This window comes from Cryptosporangium phraense, from assembly GCF_006912135.1.
GTDB lineage: Bacteria > Actinomycetota > Actinomycetes > Mycobacteriales > Cryptosporangiaceae > Cryptosporangium > Cryptosporangium phraense.
This window is the reverse complement of the sequence record NZ_VIRS01000024.1, coordinates 1-18,829: the sequence shown is the minus strand read 5'-3', so window position 1 is coordinate 18,829 and position 18,829 is coordinate 1. Positions and strand designations below refer to the sequence as shown.

The window sequence follows — 18,829 nt, the reverse complement described above, 5'->3', positions numbered from 1 at the left end:
CCTCTCAGCCCGACGTCACCCGGTACGCGTCGTACACACCCTCGACCCGGCGTACCACCCGCAGCAGGTGGCCCAGGTGCTTCGGGTCGGCCATCTCGAACGTGAACTTCGAGACCGCCACCCGGTCCCTGGTGGTGCTCACCGTGGCCGACAGGATGTTGACCTTCTCGTCCGACAGCACCTTCGTGACGTCGGAGAGCAGACGGTGCCGGTCCAGCGCCTCGACCTGGATCGCGACCAGGAACGTCGAGCCCGCGGTCGGGGCCCACGACACCTCGACCAGTCGCTCGGCCTGCCGCTCCCGAAGGTCGGACGCGTTCGTGCAGTCCTCGCGGTGGACGCTGATCATGCCGCTGCGCGTGATGAACCCCAAGATCGAATCTCCCGGCACCGGCGTGCAGCACTTCGCCAGCTTCACCCAGACGTCGTCGCCGGCGTTCGAGACGATGACGCCGGGGTCGCCGGGGCCGGCCGGGCGCGAGCGGTGCCGGGCCGGGCGCGCGGTCTCGGCGAGGTCTTCGGTCGCGCCCTCGGCGCCACCGAGCGAGGCCACCACCCGCTGGACGACGGCCTGCGCCGAGACCTGGTTCTCCCCCACCGCGGCGTAGAGCGCGCTGATGTCGGAGAGGTGCAGGTCACGGGCGATCGTCAGCAGCGCGTCGCCGCCCAGCAGACGCTGCAGCGGCAGGCCCTGCTTGCGCATGACCCGCTGAAGCGCGTCCTTGCCGGACTCGATCGCGTCCTCGCGGCGCTCCTTGGCGAAGTACTGGCGGATCTTCGTGCGGGCCCGCGGCGACTTCACGAACGAGAGCCAGTCCTGGCTCGGGCCCGCGTTCTCGGACTTCGACGTGAAGATGTCGACCGTGTCGCCGTTGTTGAGCGTGCTCTCCAGCGGCACCAGCTTGCCGTTGACCCGGGCGCCGATGCAGCGGTGCCCGACCTCGGTGTGCACGGCGTACGCGAAGTCGACCGGCGTCGAGTCCTTGGGCAGCGCGACCACGTCGCCCTTGGGCGTGAAGACGTAGACCTCCTGGCCGCCCAGGTCGAACCGGAGCGCCTCGAGGAACTCGCCCGGGTCGCTGGCCTCGCGCTGCCAGTCGAGCAGCTGACGCAGCCAGGCCATGTCGTCGACCGTGGCCGGCGGGCCGGCCACGTCGGCGCCCTTGGTCTCCTTGTACTTCCAGTGCGCGGCGATGCCGTACTCGGCCGTGCGGTGCATGGCCAGCGTGCGGATCTGCAGCTCGATCGGCTTGCCCTCGGGCCCGATCACCGTCGTGTGCAGCGACTGGTACATGTTGAACTTCGGCATCGCGATGTAGTCCTTGAAGCGACCGGGAACCGGCTGCCAGGACGCGTGGATGACGCCGAGCGCGGCGTAACAGTCGCGCACCGAGTCGACGAGCACGCGCACGCCGACCAGGTCGTAGATGTCGGCGAAGTCGCGGCCCCGCACGATCATCTTCTGGTAGATCGAGTAGTAGTGCTTCGGCCGGCCGACGACCGTGGCCCGGATCTTCGCGTTCTTCAGGTCGTTCTGGACCTGGTTGGTGACCTCGGCCAGGCCCCGGTCACGCGCCGGCGAGTGCTCCTGGACCAGCCGCGCGATCTCCTCGTACCGCTTCGGGTACAGGGTCATGAACGCGAGGTCTTCCAGCTCCCACTTGACCGTGTTCATGCCCAGCCGGTGGGCCAGCGGGGCCAGCACGTCGAGCGTCTCGCGGGCCTTCTTCTCCTGCTTGGGACGCGGAAGGAAGCGCAGCGTGCGCATGTTGTGCAGCCGGTCGGCGAGCTTGATGACCAGCACGCGCGGGTCGCGGGCCATCGCGACGACCATCTTGCGGATCGTCTCGGCCTCGGCCGCGTCGCCGAACTGCACCTTGTCGAGCTTCGTCACGCCGTCGACCAGGTGGGCGACCTCGCCGCCGAAATCGGCGTGCAGCTGCTCGAGCGTGTAGCCGGTGTCTTCCACCGTGTCGTGCAGCAGCGCGGCCACCAGCGTGGTGGTGTCCATGCCCAGCTCGGCCAGGATCGTCGCGACCGCGAGCGGGTGGGTGATGTACGGGTCGCCGGACTTGCGCAGCTGCCCGCGGTGGAACTGCTCGGCGACGTCGTACGCCTTTTGCAACAGGCGGACGTCGGCCTTCGGGTGCGCGCCGCGGTGGGTGGCGACCAACGGCTCGAGGACGACGTTGACCGAGCCCTGCCAGGCCGGGGCACCGAACCGGGCCAGCGCGGCCCGGACCCGGCGGCCGGTGGGCGCACCGATACCGGCCGGCTCGCCCGAACCGTTGCCCGCGGACGTGTCGGCGTGCGGCAGCGCACCATCAGCCCCGACCGGCTCTAGATCACCGGCCGGGCTGGGGTTCTGTTGCCCACCGGCGACCGTCGGCGCGACGTCTGACACAGGCCGCTCCCTCTGCTGGACCGCATGAAGCTTCTCTCCATGCTACGCGGGACCGCCTCGCCGACCGCGCGGCCTTCCACAGGTGCACAGGCCAGCGACTGCTACCCGTCTGGTCACAACAGCCGAGCCCAACGGATGATGCCCGGCTACACGGTCAGCAGCGCGTGTACTTCCCGCGAGGCCAGCCGCGCCCGCCCGTCCAGGAACGCCAGCTCCATCAGCACCGAGAACCCCACGACCTGCCCGCCGGCCCGTTCGACCAGCGACAGAGCAGCCGCCGCCGTCCCTCCGGTCGCCAGCACGTCGTCCAGCAGCAGCACCCGCGCGCCGGGCTCGAACGCGTCCGCGTGCACCTCGAGCACGGCCTCGCCGTACTCCAGCGCGTACGACTCCGAGATCGTCGGGCGTGGCAGCTTGCCGGCCTTGCGGATCGGTACCAGCCCGGCCCCGCTCGCGTACGCGACCGCGGCCGCGAGCACGAACCCGCGGGCCTCGATGCCGGCGACGACGTCGAACGCGCCTCCGTACTCGGTCGCGATCGCGTCGATGACCTGCGCGAACGCCGGCCCATCGGCGAACAGCGGGGTCAGGTCCTTGAACCCGACCCCCGGCTTGGGGAAGTCGGGCACGTCGACCACGTGCGCGGCGACGAGGTCCGCGACCGCGTCCGGCGTCACCGGACCCGACCCGATCCGGCCGGTCGGCGAAACGCTCATCGCTTCTTGCGGCTTCCGCCCGGACGACCGGGACGGTTGCCGGTCCGCCGGCGCGCCTGCTGCGGCCGGTTCGCCGCCGGACGGCTGGGCCGGGACGTCGACGAACCCGCCCCCGCGGTGGCCGGCTCCCGGTCCGTCTGCGACTCCTCGTCGTCCGCCTCGGGCTCCTCGTCCACGACCTCTTCGACGGAGGACGCCGGAACGTCGACCGCCTTGGACGCCGCGGCCCGACGGGCCGCCACGCGGTCGCGCAACGCGCGGTAGCGGGGCTCCCGCTCCTTCATGTCGACGAGCCAGGGCGTGGCCAGGAACAGCGACGAGTAGGCCCCGGCCGCCAGACCCACGAACAGCACCAGCGCGAGGTCCTTCAGCGTGCCGACCCCGAGCAACCCGGCGCCGACGAACAGCAGGCCACCGACCGGCAGCAGCGAGATCAGCGAGGTGTTGATCGAGCGCATCAGCGTCTCGTTCACCGCGTTGTTCGCGGCCTCGGCGTAGTCGATCCGCGAGCCGCCCAGGATGCCCCGGGTGTCTTCGGAGACCTTGTCGAACACGACGACCGTGTCGTACAGCGAGAAACCGAGGATCGTGAGCAGACCGACGATCGTCGACGGCGTGACCTCGAACCCGACGATCGAGTACACCCCGGCTGTCAGCAACAGGTCGTGCAACAGCGCGAGCAGCGCGGCGATCGCCATCCGGGCCTCGAACCGGATCGCCAGATACGCGGCGACCAGCACCAGGAACACCAGCAGGGCGATCAGCGCCTTGTCGGTGACCTGCCCGCCCCAGGACGAGCTCACCTGGTTGTCGGTGATCTCGTTCTGCGCGATGTCGTACCGCTCGGACAGCGCCGACTTCACCGCCGACGTCTGCGTGACGCTCAGCGACTCGGTCTTCAGGACGTACTTGACGTCACCGCCGCGCCCGGCCTCCTGCGCGGTCTGCACCTCGACGCCGGCGCCGTCGACGGTCTCGGAGACCTGCTCGAGCGTGACGTTCGTCGGCGGCTTGAACACGAACGACGTGCCACCGGAGAACTCGATGCCCCAGTTGAAGCCGCGGAACACGATCGCGCCGATACAGATCAGCCCGATGACCACGGACGCGATGTACCACCGCTTCCGCGAGCCGATGAAGTCGAAGTTCGTCTCGCCCCGATAGAGGCGACCGGCCAGTCCCATCTCAGGACTCCTTCGGGCTGACACGACGGGCGGTCGCGGGCCGTCCGGCGGCCCCGCCGACCGGAGGGGCCTTACGCAGCGTACCCAGGCCCGAGAAGCGAGGCGAGGTGAAGCGGCGCGAGCGGGCCAGAACGGCGACCAGCGGGTGGGTGAAGAGGAAGACGATGATGACGTCGACCAGCGTGGACAGGCCCAGCGTGAACGCGAAGCCCTTCACCGCGCCGACCGCCAGGATGTAGAGCACGGCGGCGGCCAGGAACGAGACCGCGTCGGCCGAGAGGATCGTGCGCCGGGCCCGGGCCCAGGCCCGCGGCACCGCCGAGCGGACACTCCGGCCTTCGCGCACCTCGTCCTTCAGACGTTCGAAGAACACGACGAACGAGTCCGCGGTGATACCGACCGCGACGATGAAGCCGGCGACGCCGGCGAGCGTGAGCGTCAGCCCGATCTGCCGTCCGAGCAGGATGATCGACGCGTAGATGATCGCGCCGGACACGACCAGGCTGGCGATCGTGACCAGGCCGAGCGCCCGGTAGTAGATCAGCGAGTAGACGATGACCAGCGCCAGCCCGATACCGCCGGCCAGCAGACCGGCCTCGAGCTGCTCGATGCCGAGCGTCGGCGAGATCGACTCCGCGGTCTCGACCGTGAACGAGAGCGGCAGCGCGCCGAACTTCAGCTTCGCCGCCAGGTCTTGCGCCTCGACCTTGGTGAACTGACCGCTGATCTGGGTGTCACCGGTGATGACCTCGTTGGTCGTCGGCGCGGAGATCACGTCGTTGTCGAGGACGACCGCGACCTGCTTCTGCAGCGTGGCCTTGGTCAGGTTGGTCCACTTGTCCTGACCCTTGTTCGTGAACTTCAGGTTGACGACCCAGCCGCCCTGCTGCGCGTTGAACGTGAAGCTCGCGGTGTCGATGTCGGTACCGACGACCCCGGCCTTCTCCAGCTTGTACTTGGTCGTGTCCTGACAGGCCACGACCTGCTGGCCGACCGCGTCGACCGAACCGGCCGGCCGGTTGTTCAGCATCTTGCAGGTGATCCACGGGACCTTGAACTGCCAGTCGATCGGCAGCGCGGCGACCTCGGCCTCGGTCAGCTTCTTGGCCCCGGGCTCGAAGATCGCGGCCAGCTGCGGGTTCGTCGCCGCCCCGGCGAAGTCTTCCGCCGAGCCCTGGGCCACGTAGGTCGCGGCTTCCTTGGGGAACTTCGCGAGCGCGGACTTCTGCAGCGCCGCCTGGCTCGCCGACGTCGGGGTCGCCGCCGGGGTCGGGCTCGCGGACGCGCTCGCGCTGGTCGACGGCGTGGCCCCGGCCGATTGGCTGGCCTTCGCCGACGGCGACGCGGAGGTCCCCGGGGTCGGACTGTCGTCCACCGCCGGCGCGGCGGCCGGAGCCACCTCCGGCGCGCTGCCGCCACCCCCGCCGCCCGAGGCGGACGGGCTGGCCTGCACCTTGGCCGACGACGACGGCGACGGGGACGCCGATCCGGACGTCGACGGGCTGGGCGACACCGAGCCCGACGCGGACGGGGTGGGCGAGGCGGCCGCGGCCGTCGCCTTGATCGCGTCGATGTCCTGGGCCGACTCGAGCACCGCACGGAACCGCAGCTGGGCCGGCTCGCCGACCTGCTTGATCGCGTCGTTGTTCTGGCCGGGCGCGTTGATGACGATGTTGGAATCGCCCTCGGTGACCACTTCGGCCTCGGCGACACCGGTGCCGTTGACGCGGTTCTCGATGATCTGGCGCGCCTGTTCGAGCTGCTCGGCGTCGGGAGCCTTGCCGCCGGCCTGGGCCGCGTGCAGCGTCACGGTCGTGCCGCCCTGCAGGTCGAGGCCGAGCCGTGGGGTGAGCTTGTCCTTCAGCGACCCGCTGCCGGCGAAGAACACGAGCGCGTAGAGCGCGATCACGATGACCGCGAGAGAGGCGAGGTATCGCCCGGCACGCAGCTGTCCGCGAGGTGGTGCCACGGCTGAAAGGTCTCCTTCAGTGCTGGGGCGGCGGTTCTGCGGCCCCGTGAGTTCGCGCTACCCGCGCCCGGTGCTGTCCACAGCGAGACTGCTGTCCACAGCGAGGCGGCGACGGTACGTCCGATTGGTGACGCTATCCGGTCGGACCCTCGCGTGCAGGCCCCTTACCGGTTGCACAGGTGGCGCGGCGCGCGGCCGCGCCACCTCCGGCGGTTCAGCGGCGCTCGGTGCCCTTGCTCGGCTCCGCGTCGGTGGTCGCGGGACGCGGGTCGGCGGTCGGGTCCGGCACGATGTCGGACGACGCCGGCGCGGCCGGGGTCGCCGGAGCCGGGGTCACCGGAGCGGCCGGGGCCTCGGGCTCCTCGACCAGCACCGCGTCGGTGACCGGCACGTCGTCCTCGTCCACCGCGTCCTCGTTGGCCGCCATGCCCGCCTTGACGGCTTCCTCGTCGGACAGCACCTTGGCGATCGCGGCCCGCGCGTAACGGTTCGTGACGCCCGGCGAGACCTCGAGCAGTACCGAGTCACCCTCGGTCGACACGACCGTGCCGTAGAGGCCGCCCAGGGTCATGACCGGCGCGCCCTCTTCGACCTGGTTCTGCATGCTGGTCATCTGCTTGCGGCGCTGCGACTGCGGCCGGATGACCAGGAAGTACATCAGCGCGAACACGCCGACCAGCAGCAGCAGAGGCAGGATGCTCCCACCGCCCGAGCTCTGTTGCGCGGCTTCTAGCTCCACGGAGGGCCCTCTCATGCATTCGTCATCGGGGTATTGCGGGGGTGCGACTGCGGAAGTCTAGTAGCAGCTGCTCGAGCCGCTGCCACGCGGTCACAACGATCGGGCTCGCGGCAACGTTCCGTGACGTCACGACCCGGATCGGAACGTCCCGCCAAAGAGGTCGGGCGCCGGTGCGGGGGTGCCCGGGGGCGGAGTCTTCCCCAGGTGGGCCCAGGCCGCCGGGGTGGCCACGCGTCCGCGGGGGGTCCGGGCCAGGAACCCGGCCCGCACCAGGAACGGCTCGGCGACCTCCTCGACCGTCCCCGGTTCCTCGCCGACCGCGACCGCGAGCGTCGACAGCCCGACCGGTCCCCCGCCGAACGATCCGACCAGCGCGTCGAGCACCGCGCGGTCCAGGCGGTCGAGCCCGACCTGGTCCACCTCGTACACCGCGAGCGCGGCCCGGGCGACCGCCTCGGTCACCTCGCCGTCGGCCCGGACCTCGGCGTAGTCACGCACCCGCCGGAGCAGACGGTTCGCGATGCGCGGGGTGCCCCGGGACCGGCTCGCGATCTCCGCCGCCCCCGCCGGGTCGATCCGGACGCCCAGGATGGACGCCGATCGCGCCAGCACTTCTTCGAGATCGGACGCGTCGTAGAAGTCGAGGTGCGCGACGAAACCGAACCGGTCGCGCAGCGGGCCGGTCAGCAGGCCCGACCGGGTCGTGGCCCCGACCAGCGTGAACGGCTCGACGTCGAGCGGGATCGCGGTCGCGCCGGGGCCCTTGCCGACGACGACGTCGACCCGGAAGTCCTCCATCGCCGAGTACAGCAGCTCCTCGGCCGGGCGGGCGATGCGGTGGATCTCGTCGATGAACAGGACGTCGCCGTGGGCGAGCGTGGTCAGCACCGCGGCCAGGTCGCCGGAACGTTCGATCGCCGGGCCGCTGGTGACCCGGATCGCGCTGCCCAGCTCGGCCGCGACGATCATCGCCAGGCTGGTCTTGCCGAGGCCGGGCGGACCGGAGAGCAGGATGTGGTCCGGAGGGCGGTTACGGCGCTGGGCGCTGTGCAGCAGCACCTCGAGCTGTTCGCGGACCCGGTGCTGGCCGATGAAGTCGTCGAGCTGCTTGGGGCGCAGGCTGCTCTCGACGTCCCGTTCCTCGGGGGCGGCCCAGGCGGAGACGACGTCGTCGGTCATCGGTTCTTCCCGAGCACCTGGATGGCCCGGCGCAGCGCGACCGCGACCTCGATCGGCCGGCCCTCGGAGTCGGCGGCGACGAGCGCGACCGCGTCCTCGGCCTCCTTGGCCGACCAGCCCAGGCCGGTGAGGCCGTCGCGGACGGCCGGCTGCCAGCCCGCGGTGCCCGGGGCGACCAGGTCGGGCGTGGCCACCGGGTCGATCGAGCCGATCCGGTCGCGCAGCTCCAGGACCAGCCGTTCCGCCCCCTTCTTGCCGATGCCGGGGACGCGGGTCAGCGCGGTGTGGTCGGCGGCCGCGATGGCCAGCCGGACGGCGTCCGGAGAGTGCACGGCGAGCACCGCCAGAGCCAGGCGCGGCCCGACGCCGCTCGCGGTCTGGAGCAGCTCGAAGAGCGTCCGCTCGTCGTCGGAGGCGAAGCCGTAGAGGGTCAGCGAGTCCTCGCGGACGACCAGGCTGGTCGCGAGCCGGGTCGGCGAGCCGACCCGCAGGCCGGCCAGCGTGGCCGGGGTGCAGTGCACCGCGATCCCGACGCCCCCGACCTCGACCACCGCCCCGTCGGGACCGACCGCGGCGACCTCGCCACGGACCGAGGCGATCATTCGCCCACCGCCCGGTCGCGGGGCGCGAGCACACGCGCGGCGGCCGACGAGCGGGCCAGCGCTTGCTGCAGCCTCGCTTGCGCCGGGGCGCGCCAGAGGTGGCAGATCGCGAGGGCGAGCGCGTCGGCCGCGTCGGCCGGTCTCGGGGTCTCGGCGAGGCCGAGGATGCGGGTCACCATCAGGCCGACCTGGGCCTTGTCGGCGGTACCGGAGCCGGAGACGGCCGCCTTCACCTCGGACGGCGTGTGCAGCGCGACCGGCAGCCCGGCCCGCGTCGCCGCGACGATCGCCATCGCCGCGGCCTGCGCGGTGCCCATCACGGTCCGGACGTTGTGCTGGCTGAACACCCGCTCGACCGCGACCGCCTCGGGCCGGTGCTCCTCGATCGCCAGCGCCAGGCCGTCCGCGATCGCGACCAGCCGGGACCCGAGCTCGGCGTCGGCCGGCGTGCGGATCACGTCCACGTGGACGAGACGGCACCGCCGGCCGGGCGCGCCCTCGACCACGCCGACCCCGCACCGGGTAAGACCCGGATCGACCCCGAGCACGCGCAAACCGGTCCACCTCCGTACAGCTGTTCGGTACGGAAGGGATCAAACCACAAACGTCAGCCGACCTCGGCCATGACCTCGTCGGAGACGTCGAAGTTCGCGTAGACGTTCTGCACGTCGTCGCTGTCTTCCAGCGCGTCGATCAGCTTGAAGACCTTGCGCGCGCCCTCGGCGTCGAGCGGGATCTGCATGCTGGGCACGAAGCTGGACTCGGCCGAGTCGTAGTCGATGCCGGCGTCCTGCAGCGCGGTACGCACCGCGACGAGGTCGGTCGGCTCGCTGACGACCTCGAACTCCTCGCCGAGGTCGTTGACCTCCTCGGCACCGGCCTCGAGCACCGCGAGCAGCACGTCGTCCTCGGACAGCTCGCCCTTGGGGACGATCACGACGCCCTTGCGGTGGAACAGGTATGCGACGCTGCCCGGGTCGGCCATCGCGCCCCCGTTGCGGGTCATCGCGATCCGGACCTCGGACGCCGCCCGGTTGCGGTTGTCGGTGAGGCACTCGATCAGCACCGCGACGCCGTTGGGGCCGTACCCCTCGTACGTGATGTTCTGGTAGTCGGCGCCGCCGCCCTCGGCCCCGGAGCCGCGCTTGACCGCGCGGTCGATGTTGTCGTTCGGGACCGAGCTCTTCTTCGCCTTCTGGATGGCGTCGTACAGCGTCGGGTTACCGGCCGGGTCGCCGCCGCCGGTGCGGGCCGCGACCTCGACGTTCTTGATCAGCTTGGCGAACATCTTGCCGCGCTTGGCGTCGATGACGGCCTTTTTGTGCTTCGTGGTAGCCCATTTGGAGTGGCCGCTCACCGTTTTGCCTCCTCTTTCGTCTTCGCGTCCGACACCATCCGCACGAACAGGTCGTGTACGCGGAGGTCACCCGTCAACTCCGGGTGGAAGGACGTCGCCAGCAGATTCCCCTGACGAACCGCGACCACCCTACCGTCCGCGGCCCCGCCGGTGACCCGGGCGAGCACCTCGACGTCCGGACCGACCTTTTCCACCCACGGCGCGCGGATGAAGACCGCGTGAACCGAACCACCCTGGAAGTCCAGATCCGTCTCGAACGAATCCACCTGGCGGCCGAACGCGTTGCGGCGCACGACCATGTCGATGCCGCCGAAGCTCTCCTGATCGGCCCGGCCGTCGAGCACGGTGCCGGCCAGCATGATCATGCCCGCGCAGGATCCGTACACGGGCAGGCCGCTCCGGATCCGCGCACGGACCGGTTCGAGCAGGCCGAACACCTTGGCCAGGTTGCTCATCGTGGTCGACTCGCCGCCCGGCACCACCAGGCCGTCGACGGCCTCGAGCTCCTCCGGCCGGCGGACCGGCACGGCGGAGGCGCCGACCTCGTCCAGCGCGCGCAGATGTTCCCGAACATCGCCCTGCAGGGCGAGGACCCCGATCACCACCCGCGGGACGCGTACTTCTGGTCGACCGGCAGCGTGTCGACGTTGAGCCCGACCATCGCCTCGCCGAGCCCGCGGGAGACCTTGGCGATCACGTCGGGGTCGTCGTGGAACGTGGTGGCCTTGACGATCGCCTCGGCCCGCTTGGCCGGGTCGCCGGACTTGAAGATGCCGGAGCCGACGAACACGCCCTCGGCGCCCAGCTGCATCATCATCGCCGCGTCGGCCGGGGTGGCGATGCCGCCGGCGGTGAACAGCACGACCGGCAGCTTGCCGAGCCCGGCGACCTCCTTGACCAGCTCGTACGGAGCCTGGAGGTTCTTCGCCGCGACGAACAGCTCGGTCTCGTCGAGCGTGGCCAGCCGGCGGATCTCCGACCGGATCGAACGCATGTGCCGGGTGGCCTCGACGACGTTGCCGGTGCCGGCCTCGCCCTTGGAGCGGATCATCGCCGCGCCCTCGGCGATGCGGCGCAGGGCCTCGCCGAGGTTGGTCGCGCCGCAGACGAACGGCACGGTGAACGCCCACTTGTCGATGTGGTGGGCCTCGTCGGCCGGGGTGAGCACCTCGGACTCGTCGACGTAGTCGACGCCGAGCGCCTGCAGCACCTGGGCCTCGACGAAGTGCCCGATCCGGGCCTTGGCCATCACCGGGATCGACACCGCGTTCACGATGCCCTCGACCATGTCCGGGTCGCTCATCCGGGCGACCCCGCCCTGGGCCCGGATGTCGGCCGGAACCCGCTCGAGCGCCATCACCGCCACCGCGCCGGAGTCTTCGGCGATCTTCGCCTGCTCGGGCGTGACGACGTCCATGATCACGCCGCCCTTGAGCATTTCGGCCATGCCGCGCTTGACCCGGGCAGTACCAACGGTGGAGGTGTTCTCGACGGCGGACACGGTGCGACGCCTTTCAAAGAGACTGGGGAATCGGCCCCATCCTACCGCCGGTGAAGACCTGGTCGGCGAGGGGAAATCGTTACGCGAGCGGCTCGCGGTCGGGCAGCGCCGCCGTCGCCCGGGCGGTGCGGGCCGCCTGCTGGTGGGCCACCGCGTCGAGATCGACCTCGTCGATGTCGAAGTACAGCGGAAGGGCGCCGGAGCCGAGCCGGAACGCCCGCGGGATCCGGGCCGTGCGCAGCGACCGGGTGTCGCGGACCGCGTCGTTGTAGACCTGGCGGGCGACGACCAGCCGGCGGTTCTCGGCCGGCAGGTCGGGGGCGGCCAGCGCGTCCGGACCCAGGTGGCGCAGCTCGCGGACGAGATCGTTCTCGGCGCCCTGGCGGGCGTCGGAGTCGGCGCGGCCGCTGCTCAGCGCGATCGTCGCGACCTCGCGGGCGGCCGGGAGCTCGGCGGCGGCCTTGGCCCGCCGGCCCAGCTGTTCCTCGAGTGCGTCGAGCGCGGCGGCGGTGCGGGCGGTCAAGCGGGTGATGCGCCGGGCCAGCCACCAGACATAGACGAGGACGAGCACCAGCGCCACCGCGGCGACAAGGGGCCAATCCACGAGCTGACTGTAGCCGAGCTGTGCATCCGTGGTGTTACACGGTGAGGGAGACGACAGCGAACAGTAAGCAACTAACGCAGACGTTCACGCAGATACTGCGGCAAGCGGTGGGTGGAGACCTCGTCCGCGTCCGTGACCATCGGTTCGCTCGGATAGGCGGCGATCGCGCTCTGGTAGACGTCGACCACGCGGGCGGCGACCACCGGCCAGTCGAACGCGGCCACGGTGGCCTGGCCGGTCGCGGCCAGCGCCCGGCGCTGGGCCGGGTCGTCGAGCAGCCGCTCCAGGCACGCGGCCAGCGCGGCCGGCTGCCCGGTCGGGAACAGCGCGCCCGCGCGCCCGTCGTCGAGCACCCGGCGGAACGCGTCGAGGTCGCTGGCGGCGATCGTGGCCCCGGCCGCCATCGCCTCGGTGAGGATGATCCCGAACGACTCGCCGCCGGTGTTCGGGGCCACGTAGACGTCGACGCTGCGCAGCATCCGGGCCTTATCGGTCTCCGAGACCGTGCCGAGCAGCGTCACCCGGGGACGCAGCGCGCGCGGGATCGCGTCCAGGGCCTCGTCGGCGTCGCCCGGGCCGGCCACCAGCAGCCGCAGGCCCGGCCGTTTCGGCGCGAGCGTCGCGAACGCGTCGGCGAGGACGGCGAAGCCCTTGCGCGGCTCGCCGAACCGGCCGAGGAAGCCCAGCGTCCCGCCCTCCCCCGGCCACCCGGGCAGCGGCACCGCGCCGGCGAACTTGCCGACCGCCACGCCGTTGGGGATCTCGACCGCTCCCCCGTCGAGGTGCTCGACCTGGACCCGGCGGGCCAGCGCCGAGACCGCGATCCGGGCGGTGATCTTCTCCAGCACCGGCTGCAGCGCGCTGTGCACCGCGGCCAGCGTGCGCGACCGCTGGGTCGCGGTGTGGAACGTGGCGACGATCGGGCCGGTCGCGACGACGCAGGCCAGCAGCGAGAGCGAGGGCGCGATCGGCTCGTGCACGTGCAGGACGTCGAACCGGCCGTCGCGCAGCCAGCGCCGGACCCGGGCCAGCGCGAGCGGCCCGAACGCCAGCCGGGCCACGGATCCGTTGAACGGCACCGGGACCGCGCGTCCGGCCGGCACCACGAAGTCGGGCAGCCCCGGTCCGTTCTCCGGCTCGAGCGCCGGCGCCAGCACCGACACCTCGTGGCCGAGGCCGATCAGCGCCTCGGCCAGGTCGCGGACGTGCGCCTGCACGCCGCCGGGCACGTCGAACGAGTAGGGGCAGACGATTCCGACCTTCATGGCAGCCCGCTCCCGGTCAGTCAGTCCGCCACCGCGGCGGCGCGGCGGCGCCGGGGCGGCAGGTCGGCCAGCCAGAGGGGTTGGAGCATGTGCCAGTCGACCGGGTGTTCGGCGATGCCTTCCGCGAGCGCGTCGGCCACCTGCTGAGTCACCGCGGCCACCCGGGTTGCGTCCCGATGGTGTTCGTCGGCCGGGTCGGCGTCGACCGGGATCGGGATCAGGCGGGCCCGGGTGACCGGGCCGTCGTTCCAGAGGGCGAGCCCGAACAGCGGGGCACCCGTGCGCAGGGCCAGCACCGCCGGACCGGCCGGCATCTTCGTGCGTTCGCCGAAGAAGTCGACCTCGACCCCGCGGGCCGACAGGTCGCGCTCGGCCAGCAGCACCACCACCCGGCCGTCGCGGATCCGCTCGGTGAGGACGTCGAGCGGCGGCCGGTTGCCGCCGGTGAGCGGCAGGATCTCCATGCCGAGCGCGCGCCGGAAGGCCAGGAACCGCTGGTAGAGGTCCTCGGGCTTGAGCCGCTCGGCGACGGTCGTGACCGGGATGCCGTGCACGGTGGCCCAGGCCCCGGCGAGGTCCCAGTTCGCGGCGTGCGGCAGCGCGACGACGACGCCGTTGCCCTCGGCCACCGCGTCGTCGAGCAGGACCGCGTTCTCCAGCACGAACCGGCGCTGGAGCTCGTCGGTCGACCACTCGGGCAGCCGGAACGCCTCGTACCAGTAGCGGGCGTAGGACCGCAGGCCGCGTTTGGTGAGGTCGGCGATCTCGGCGTCGGAGGCTCCCGGGACGACCCGTCGCAGGTTCGCGGCCAGCCGGCGGGGACCGGCCCCGCCTCGGCCGGCGAACCAGCCGGCCCCGCCCTCGAACAGCGCCCGCACCGGCTTCTCGGGCAGGACCCGGACCAGCTTCCACCCGGCCGCGTACGCGGCCCCCGTGACGCGCTCGTTCACGCGTTCTCCCCGCCCGCCGGGGGCGGCACCGGACCGGTGTCCAGCGGCACGGCCGGACGCACCCGGTCGTCCTTGGTCTGGTCCCAGACCGCCTTGACGCGCTGCCCGACGGTGACCGCGGCCAGCACGGTGAGCAGCCAGAGGATCCACTCGATGCCGCCGGGCACCCCGAGTACCTCGAGCACTCCGCCGACCCCGACCAGCACCAGCCGCTCGGTGCGCTCGGCGATGCCGACGTTCGCGGTCAGTCCGAGGCCCTCGGCCCGCGCCTTCGCGTACGAGACGAGGACGCCGGTGATCAGGCAGAGCAGCGCGGCGATGCCGGCCGAGTCGCGGTCTTCCCGGAACAGCCAGTACGCGGCGGCGGCGAAGATCGAGGCGTCGGCGAGCCGGTCGCAGGTCGAGTCGAGGAACGCGCCCCAGCGGCTGGACCAGCCGCGGGCCCTGGCCATCGCACCGTCGAGCATGTCGGTGAGCGCGAAGAACGTGATCGCGATGCCACCGGCGAGCACGTGCCCGGGTACGACCAGGAAGATCGACGACAGCACGACGCCGGTTGTCCCGATGAGCGTCATCGCGTCCGGAGTCAGACCGGTGCGCACCAGCGCGGCACCGATCGGGCCGGTCACCGCCTGGATGCGGGCGCGCGACAGGACGTTGGACATGGAGATCCTTCTCGCTGGGGCTCGGGGGTCAGCCCACGATATCCGTAGCTCGACCGGGGCCTCCGGGGCGCCGAGGGAAGGGCAGCCTTACCCCGCCCGCGTCCGCGCCGCGCGACAGAATCGATCCGGCGCCCCCGGCAGGGTTGCCCCACCTGGGGGCGGCGGTGTGGGATCGATCACATCGACTTCCTCCGGCGGCGCGGCCGGACGCGCGCTCTGGCCGCCCTCCGGGCGTCCCGGCGAGCGCGAGGAGGCACCCGATGGCGCAAAAAGTGGCAAACAGCCCCGACCGGGCTAATACCACCGGCCCGGTCGTGGACGATCCGGAGTTGATCCGCAACGTCGTCCTCGTCGGTCACTCCGGCGCGGGCAAGACGACGCTGGTCGAGGCGCTGCTGGTGGCCACCGGCACGATCTCCCGGGCCGGGTCGGTCGTCGACGGCACCACGGTATGCGACAGCGACCCGGCCGCGGTCCGCCAGCAGCGCTCGGTGACGCTGCAGCTCGCGCCGCTGCTGTACCGCGGGGTGAAGATCAACCTGCTCGACACTCCGGGCTACGCCGACTTCGTCGGCGAGCTGCGGGCCGGCCTGCGCGCCGCCGACGCGGCCCTGTTCGTGATCTCCGCGGTCGACGGGGTGGACGCCAGCACGATCGCGCTGTGGGAGGAGTGCGCCCGGGTGGGGATGCCCCGCGCGGTGGTCGTCACGAGGCTCGACCATCCGCGCGCGGACTTCGACGAAGCGGTGGCGATCTGCCAGCGGGTGTTCGGTGACGGCGTGCTGCCGCTGTACCTGCCGGTGCACGAGGTCGACGAGAACGCGCCGCCGGCCGACGGCAAGCAGTCGCTCGCGGACTTCCTCGGCGGGATCAGCGGCGCGACCGAGCAGACCCGGACCGTCGGGCTGATCGGGCTGGTCACCCAGCAGATCTACGACTACAGCGAGGGCGGCCGCGAGCCGGTGCTGCGCCCGGCCGACCCCGAGCACCTGGAGCTGATCGAGGAGGCCCGGAACTCGCTGATCGAGGGGATCATCGCCGAGAGCGAGGACGAGACCCTGATGGACCGGTACCTCTCGGGCGAGGAGATCGACCCGCAGGTGCTGATCTCGGACCTGGAGACCGCGGTGTCCCAGGGCACGTTCTACCCGGTGCTGCCGGCCGACCCGAGCACCGGCGTCGGCCTGGCCGAGCTGTTGGACGGCATCGTCCGGGCCTGCCCGCCGCCGTCCGAGCGCCCGGCTCCGGCGGTCACCACGCTGTCGGGCGACCCGGTCGACCTGTTGACCGCGGACCCGGACGGCCCGTTGGTGGCCGAGGTCGTCAAGACGACCGTCGACCCCTACGTCGGACGGGTCTCGCTGGTCCGGGTCTTCTCCGGGACGCTGCGCGCGGAGGACGTCGTGCACGTGTCCGGGCACGGCGTCCGGCCGGCGACCGAGCCCGATCACGACGCCGACGAGCGCGCCGCCCACCTGTACTCGCCGCTGGGGACGTCGCTGCGCGAGGTGCCGTACGCGGTCGCCGGTGACCTGTGCGCGCTGACCAAGGTCGGCAGCGCCGAGACCGGCGACACGATCTCGTCGCGCGAGGAGCCGCTGCTGGTCGCGCCGTGGGACCTGCCCGAGCCGCTGCTCCCGGTCGCGGTCGTCGCCCGCACCCGCAGCGACGAGGACGCGCTGGCCAAGAACCTGTCCCGGCTGGTGGCCGGGGACGCGACCCTGCGGATGGAACGCAACCCGGAGACCGGCCAGCTGGTGCTCTGGACGATGGGCGAGGCCCACGCCGACGTCGTCCTCGACCGGTTGCGGGCCGGCGGCGTCGACCTGGACACCGAGCCGGTTCGGGTACCGCTGCGCGAGACGTTCGCCGGGCCGGCGAAGGGTCACGGGAGGCACGTGAAGCAGTCCGGCGGGCACGGCCAGTACGCGATCTGCGACATCGAGATCGAGCCGTTGCCGACCGGCGGCGGGTTCGAGTTCGTCGACCGGGTGGTCGGCGGGGCGGTGCCGCACCAGTACATCCCGTCGGTGCAGAAGGGCGTCCGGCAGCAGATGGAGCGCGGGCTGGTCGCCGGCTTCCCGGTCGTCGACGTCCGGGTGACGCTGGTCGACGGCAAGGCGCACAGCGTCGACTCGTCGGATGCGGCGTTCCAGCTGGCCGGGGCGCTGGCGCTGCGGGAGGCCGCGTCCACGGGCACGATCAGCCTGCTCGAACCCGTCGACGAGGTCGACATCACGGTGCCGGACTCGTTCGTCGGCCCGGTGATGAGCGACCTGTCCGGGCGCCGGGGGCGGGTGCTGGGCACCGAGCCGACGGGCGAGGACCGCACGGTGGTGCACGCCGAGGTTCCGGCGGTCGAGCTGACCCGGTACTCCCCCGAGCTCCGCTCCCTGACGTCCGGCACCGCGACCTTCACGCGGACATTCGCCCGGTACGAGCCGATGCCGCCCACCCTGGCTGCGAAGGCGCTCTCCTAGGATCGTCGGCATGACGGGTCCGGAGATCGAACGGCAGCGGGGGGCCGGCGACCCCGATCACTTCCAGCGACTGTGGACGCCGCACCGGATGGCGTACATCAAGGGCGAGAAGCCGGCCGACGACTCCGACGCGTGTCCGTTCGACGTCATGCCCTCGTTGCCGGACGAGCAGGGGTTGATCCTGGCCCGGGGTACGCACGTGTACGCGCTGCTGAACCTGTACCCGTACAACTCCGGGCACCTGATGGTCGTCCCGTACCGGCACGTGCCCGACTACACGGATCTGTCCGGGGAAGAGGTCGCCGAACTGGGCGCGTTCACCCAGGACGCGATGCGCGCGGTGCGGAAGGCGTCGGGGGCGCATGGGTTCAACATCGGGATGAACCAGGGGTCGGTCGCCGGGGCCGGCATCGCCGCCCACCTGCATCAACACGTGGTGCCGAGGTGGGGCGGAGATACCAACTTCATGCCGGTGGTGGGCCAGACCAAGGTCCTCCCCGAGCTACTGGGCGAGACCCGAGCCCTCTTGGCCGCCGCCTGGAAAGAAGTAGCCGAAGCCCCCCGCCCCTAGCCCATCCCTCCCCCGCGCCCAACGCCCCGACGCCCCAGCCCCGCGGCCCGCCCCGCCCGGCCCCCGCACTGGCCCCCGCGCGCCACACGCCCGCACCCTCTCTTCGGGCTTGTTATTGCAACCCCGCGTGGATTGACGGATTTCCGGGGTCTCCCGGGGCCGGAGAACCCCGGGAAGTCGTCAAACCGCGGGATAGCCCACCCCGGCCGCGGGCGGAACCCTGCACACCTCCAGCCCGCGGGGCGCCCCGCGCCCGGCGGGCTCGTCCGCTCGCGCGGCAGCGCCCCTGCACCCCACTCTTTCGGGCTCGTATTGCAACCCCCGCGCGGGTTGACGACCTTTCGGGGCTTCACGGGGCCGGAGAACCCCGGGAAGTCGTCAAACCGCGGGATAGCCCACCCCGGCCGCGGGCGGAACGCTGCACACCCCCAGCCACCGGAGGGTGGGCGGGCGACCATCTACGGGGCGGCGGGACGACCCGCGGCTCGGCCCGGGAGCGCCGGTCGCGGAAGGGGCCGGCGCCCGCCAGGCAGGCGTAACTAAAGCGCTTCGAAGCGGCAGCGCCCCTGCCCGTCCGCGCACCCCTTTCGGGGTTGTTATTGCAGCCCTCTCGCGGATCGACGACTTTCCGGGCTCTCCCGGG

The 18,829-nt window shown here is 72.0% G+C and carries 17 protein-coding genes; 2 read left to right on the top strand and 15 right to left on the bottom strand.

Annotated elements, in window-relative coordinates:
- Positions 1-4: 4 nt before the first annotated feature.
- From FL583_RS28485 to pgsA, 15 genes are all read right to left on the bottom strand, one after another.
- Positions 5-2,317: a RelA/SpoT family protein gene (locus FL583_RS28485; protein WP_420843212.1), complete on the bottom strand. Its 2,313-nt coding sequence runs from the start codon at positions 2,315-2,317 to the stop codon at positions 5-7.
- A 233-nt stretch (positions 2,318-2,550) separates the two neighbouring features.
- Positions 2,551-3,120 carry an adenine phosphoribosyltransferase gene (locus tag FL583_RS28480; protein ID WP_142707932.1) on the bottom strand — a complete coding sequence of 190 codons (570 nt, stop codon included), beginning with the start codon at positions 3,118-3,120 and terminating at the stop codon, positions 2,551-2,553.
- Positions 3,117-4,304, bottom strand: coding sequence for a protein translocase subunit SecF (gene secF / locus FL583_RS28475; protein WP_142707931.1), 1,188 nt, complete (start codon positions 4,302-4,304; stop codon positions 3,117-3,119). The genes FL583_RS28480 and secF overlap by 4 nt, the downstream gene beginning before the upstream one ends.
- A gap of 1 nt (position 4,305) precedes the next feature.
- Positions 4,306-6,273, bottom strand: coding sequence for a protein translocase subunit SecD (gene secD, locus FL583_RS28470; RefSeq protein ID WP_142707930.1), 1,968 nt, complete (start codon positions 6,271-6,273; stop codon positions 4,306-4,308).
- A 214-nt stretch (positions 6,274-6,487) separates the two neighbouring features.
- Positions 6,488-7,012 carry a preprotein translocase subunit YajC gene (yajC, locus tag FL583_RS28465; protein ID WP_205752534.1) on the bottom strand — a complete coding sequence of 175 codons (525 nt, stop codon included), beginning with the start codon at positions 7,010-7,012 and terminating at the stop codon, positions 6,488-6,490.
- 126 nt (positions 7,013-7,138) lie between these two features.
- Positions 7,139-8,191 carry a Holliday junction branch migration DNA helicase RuvB gene (gene ruvB, locus FL583_RS28460; RefSeq protein WP_142707928.1) on the bottom strand — a complete coding sequence of 351 codons (1,053 nt, stop codon included), beginning with the start codon at positions 8,189-8,191 and terminating at the stop codon, positions 7,139-7,141.
- Positions 8,188-8,793 (bottom strand): Holliday junction branch migration protein RuvA, encoded by a 606-nt coding sequence (gene ruvA / locus FL583_RS28455; RefSeq protein WP_142707927.1) that lies wholly within the window; start codon positions 8,791-8,793, stop codon positions 8,188-8,190. Before ruvA ends, ruvB begins: the two co-directional genes overlap by 4 nt.
- Entirely contained in the window at positions 8,790-9,347 is a 558-nt protein-coding gene (gene ruvC, locus FL583_RS28450; RefSeq protein ID WP_142707926.1) for a crossover junction endodeoxyribonuclease RuvC, read from the bottom strand. The genes ruvA and ruvC overlap by 4 nt, the downstream gene beginning before the upstream one ends.
- Positions 9,348-9,400: 53 nt before the next feature.
- Positions 9,401-10,150: a YebC/PmpR family DNA-binding transcriptional regulator gene (locus FL583_RS28445; RefSeq protein WP_142707925.1), complete on the bottom strand. Its 750-nt coding sequence runs from the start codon at positions 10,148-10,150 to the stop codon at positions 9,401-9,403.
- On the bottom strand, positions 10,147-10,755 hold the full coding sequence (pdxT, locus tag FL583_RS28440) for a pyridoxal 5'-phosphate synthase glutaminase subunit PdxT (protein WP_142707924.1): 609 nt from the start codon (positions 10,753-10,755) through the stop codon (positions 10,147-10,149). Before pdxT ends, FL583_RS28445 begins: the two co-directional genes overlap by 4 nt.
- Positions 10,749-11,651: a pyridoxal 5'-phosphate synthase lyase subunit PdxS gene (pdxS, locus tag FL583_RS28435; RefSeq protein ID WP_142707923.1), complete on the bottom strand. Its 903-nt coding sequence runs from the start codon at positions 11,649-11,651 to the stop codon at positions 10,749-10,751. Before pdxS ends, pdxT begins: the two co-directional genes overlap by 7 nt.
- A 79-nt stretch (positions 11,652-11,730) precedes the next feature.
- Positions 11,731-12,255, bottom strand: coding sequence for a hypothetical protein (locus tag FL583_RS28430; RefSeq protein WP_142707922.1), 525 nt, complete (start codon positions 12,253-12,255; stop codon positions 11,731-11,733).
- Positions 12,256-12,326: 71 nt separating this feature from the next.
- Positions 12,327-13,520: a glycosyltransferase family 4 protein gene (locus tag FL583_RS28425; protein WP_142707921.1), complete on the bottom strand. Its 1,194-nt coding sequence runs from the start codon at positions 13,518-13,520 to the stop codon at positions 12,327-12,329.
- A 20-nt stretch (positions 13,521-13,540) separates the two neighbouring features.
- A complete protein-coding gene (locus tag FL583_RS28420; protein ID WP_142707920.1) occupies positions 13,541-14,470 on the bottom strand; it encodes a phosphatidylinositol mannoside acyltransferase in 930 nt (309 codons plus the stop codon).
- Positions 14,467-15,135 (bottom strand): phosphatidylinositol phosphate synthase, encoded by a 669-nt coding sequence (gene pgsA, locus FL583_RS28415; protein ID WP_142707919.1) that lies wholly within the window; start codon positions 15,133-15,135, stop codon positions 14,467-14,469. Before pgsA ends, FL583_RS28420 begins: the two co-directional genes overlap by 4 nt.
- Positions 15,136-15,395: 260 nt before the next feature.
- Between pgsA and FL583_RS28410 the strand changes: the two genes are divergently transcribed.
- Together FL583_RS28410 and FL583_RS28405 are read left to right on the top strand one after the other, a co-directional pair.
- On the top strand, positions 15,396-17,615 hold the full coding sequence (locus FL583_RS28410; RefSeq protein ID WP_142707918.1) for an elongation factor G-like protein EF-G2: 2,220 nt from the start codon (positions 15,396-15,398) through the stop codon (positions 17,613-17,615).
- A gap of 10 nt (positions 17,616-17,625) precedes the next feature.
- A complete protein-coding gene (locus tag FL583_RS28405) occupies positions 17,626-18,186 on the top strand; it encodes an HIT family protein (protein WP_142707917.1) in 561 nt (186 codons plus the stop codon).
- Positions 18,187-18,829: the final 643 nt, after the last annotated feature.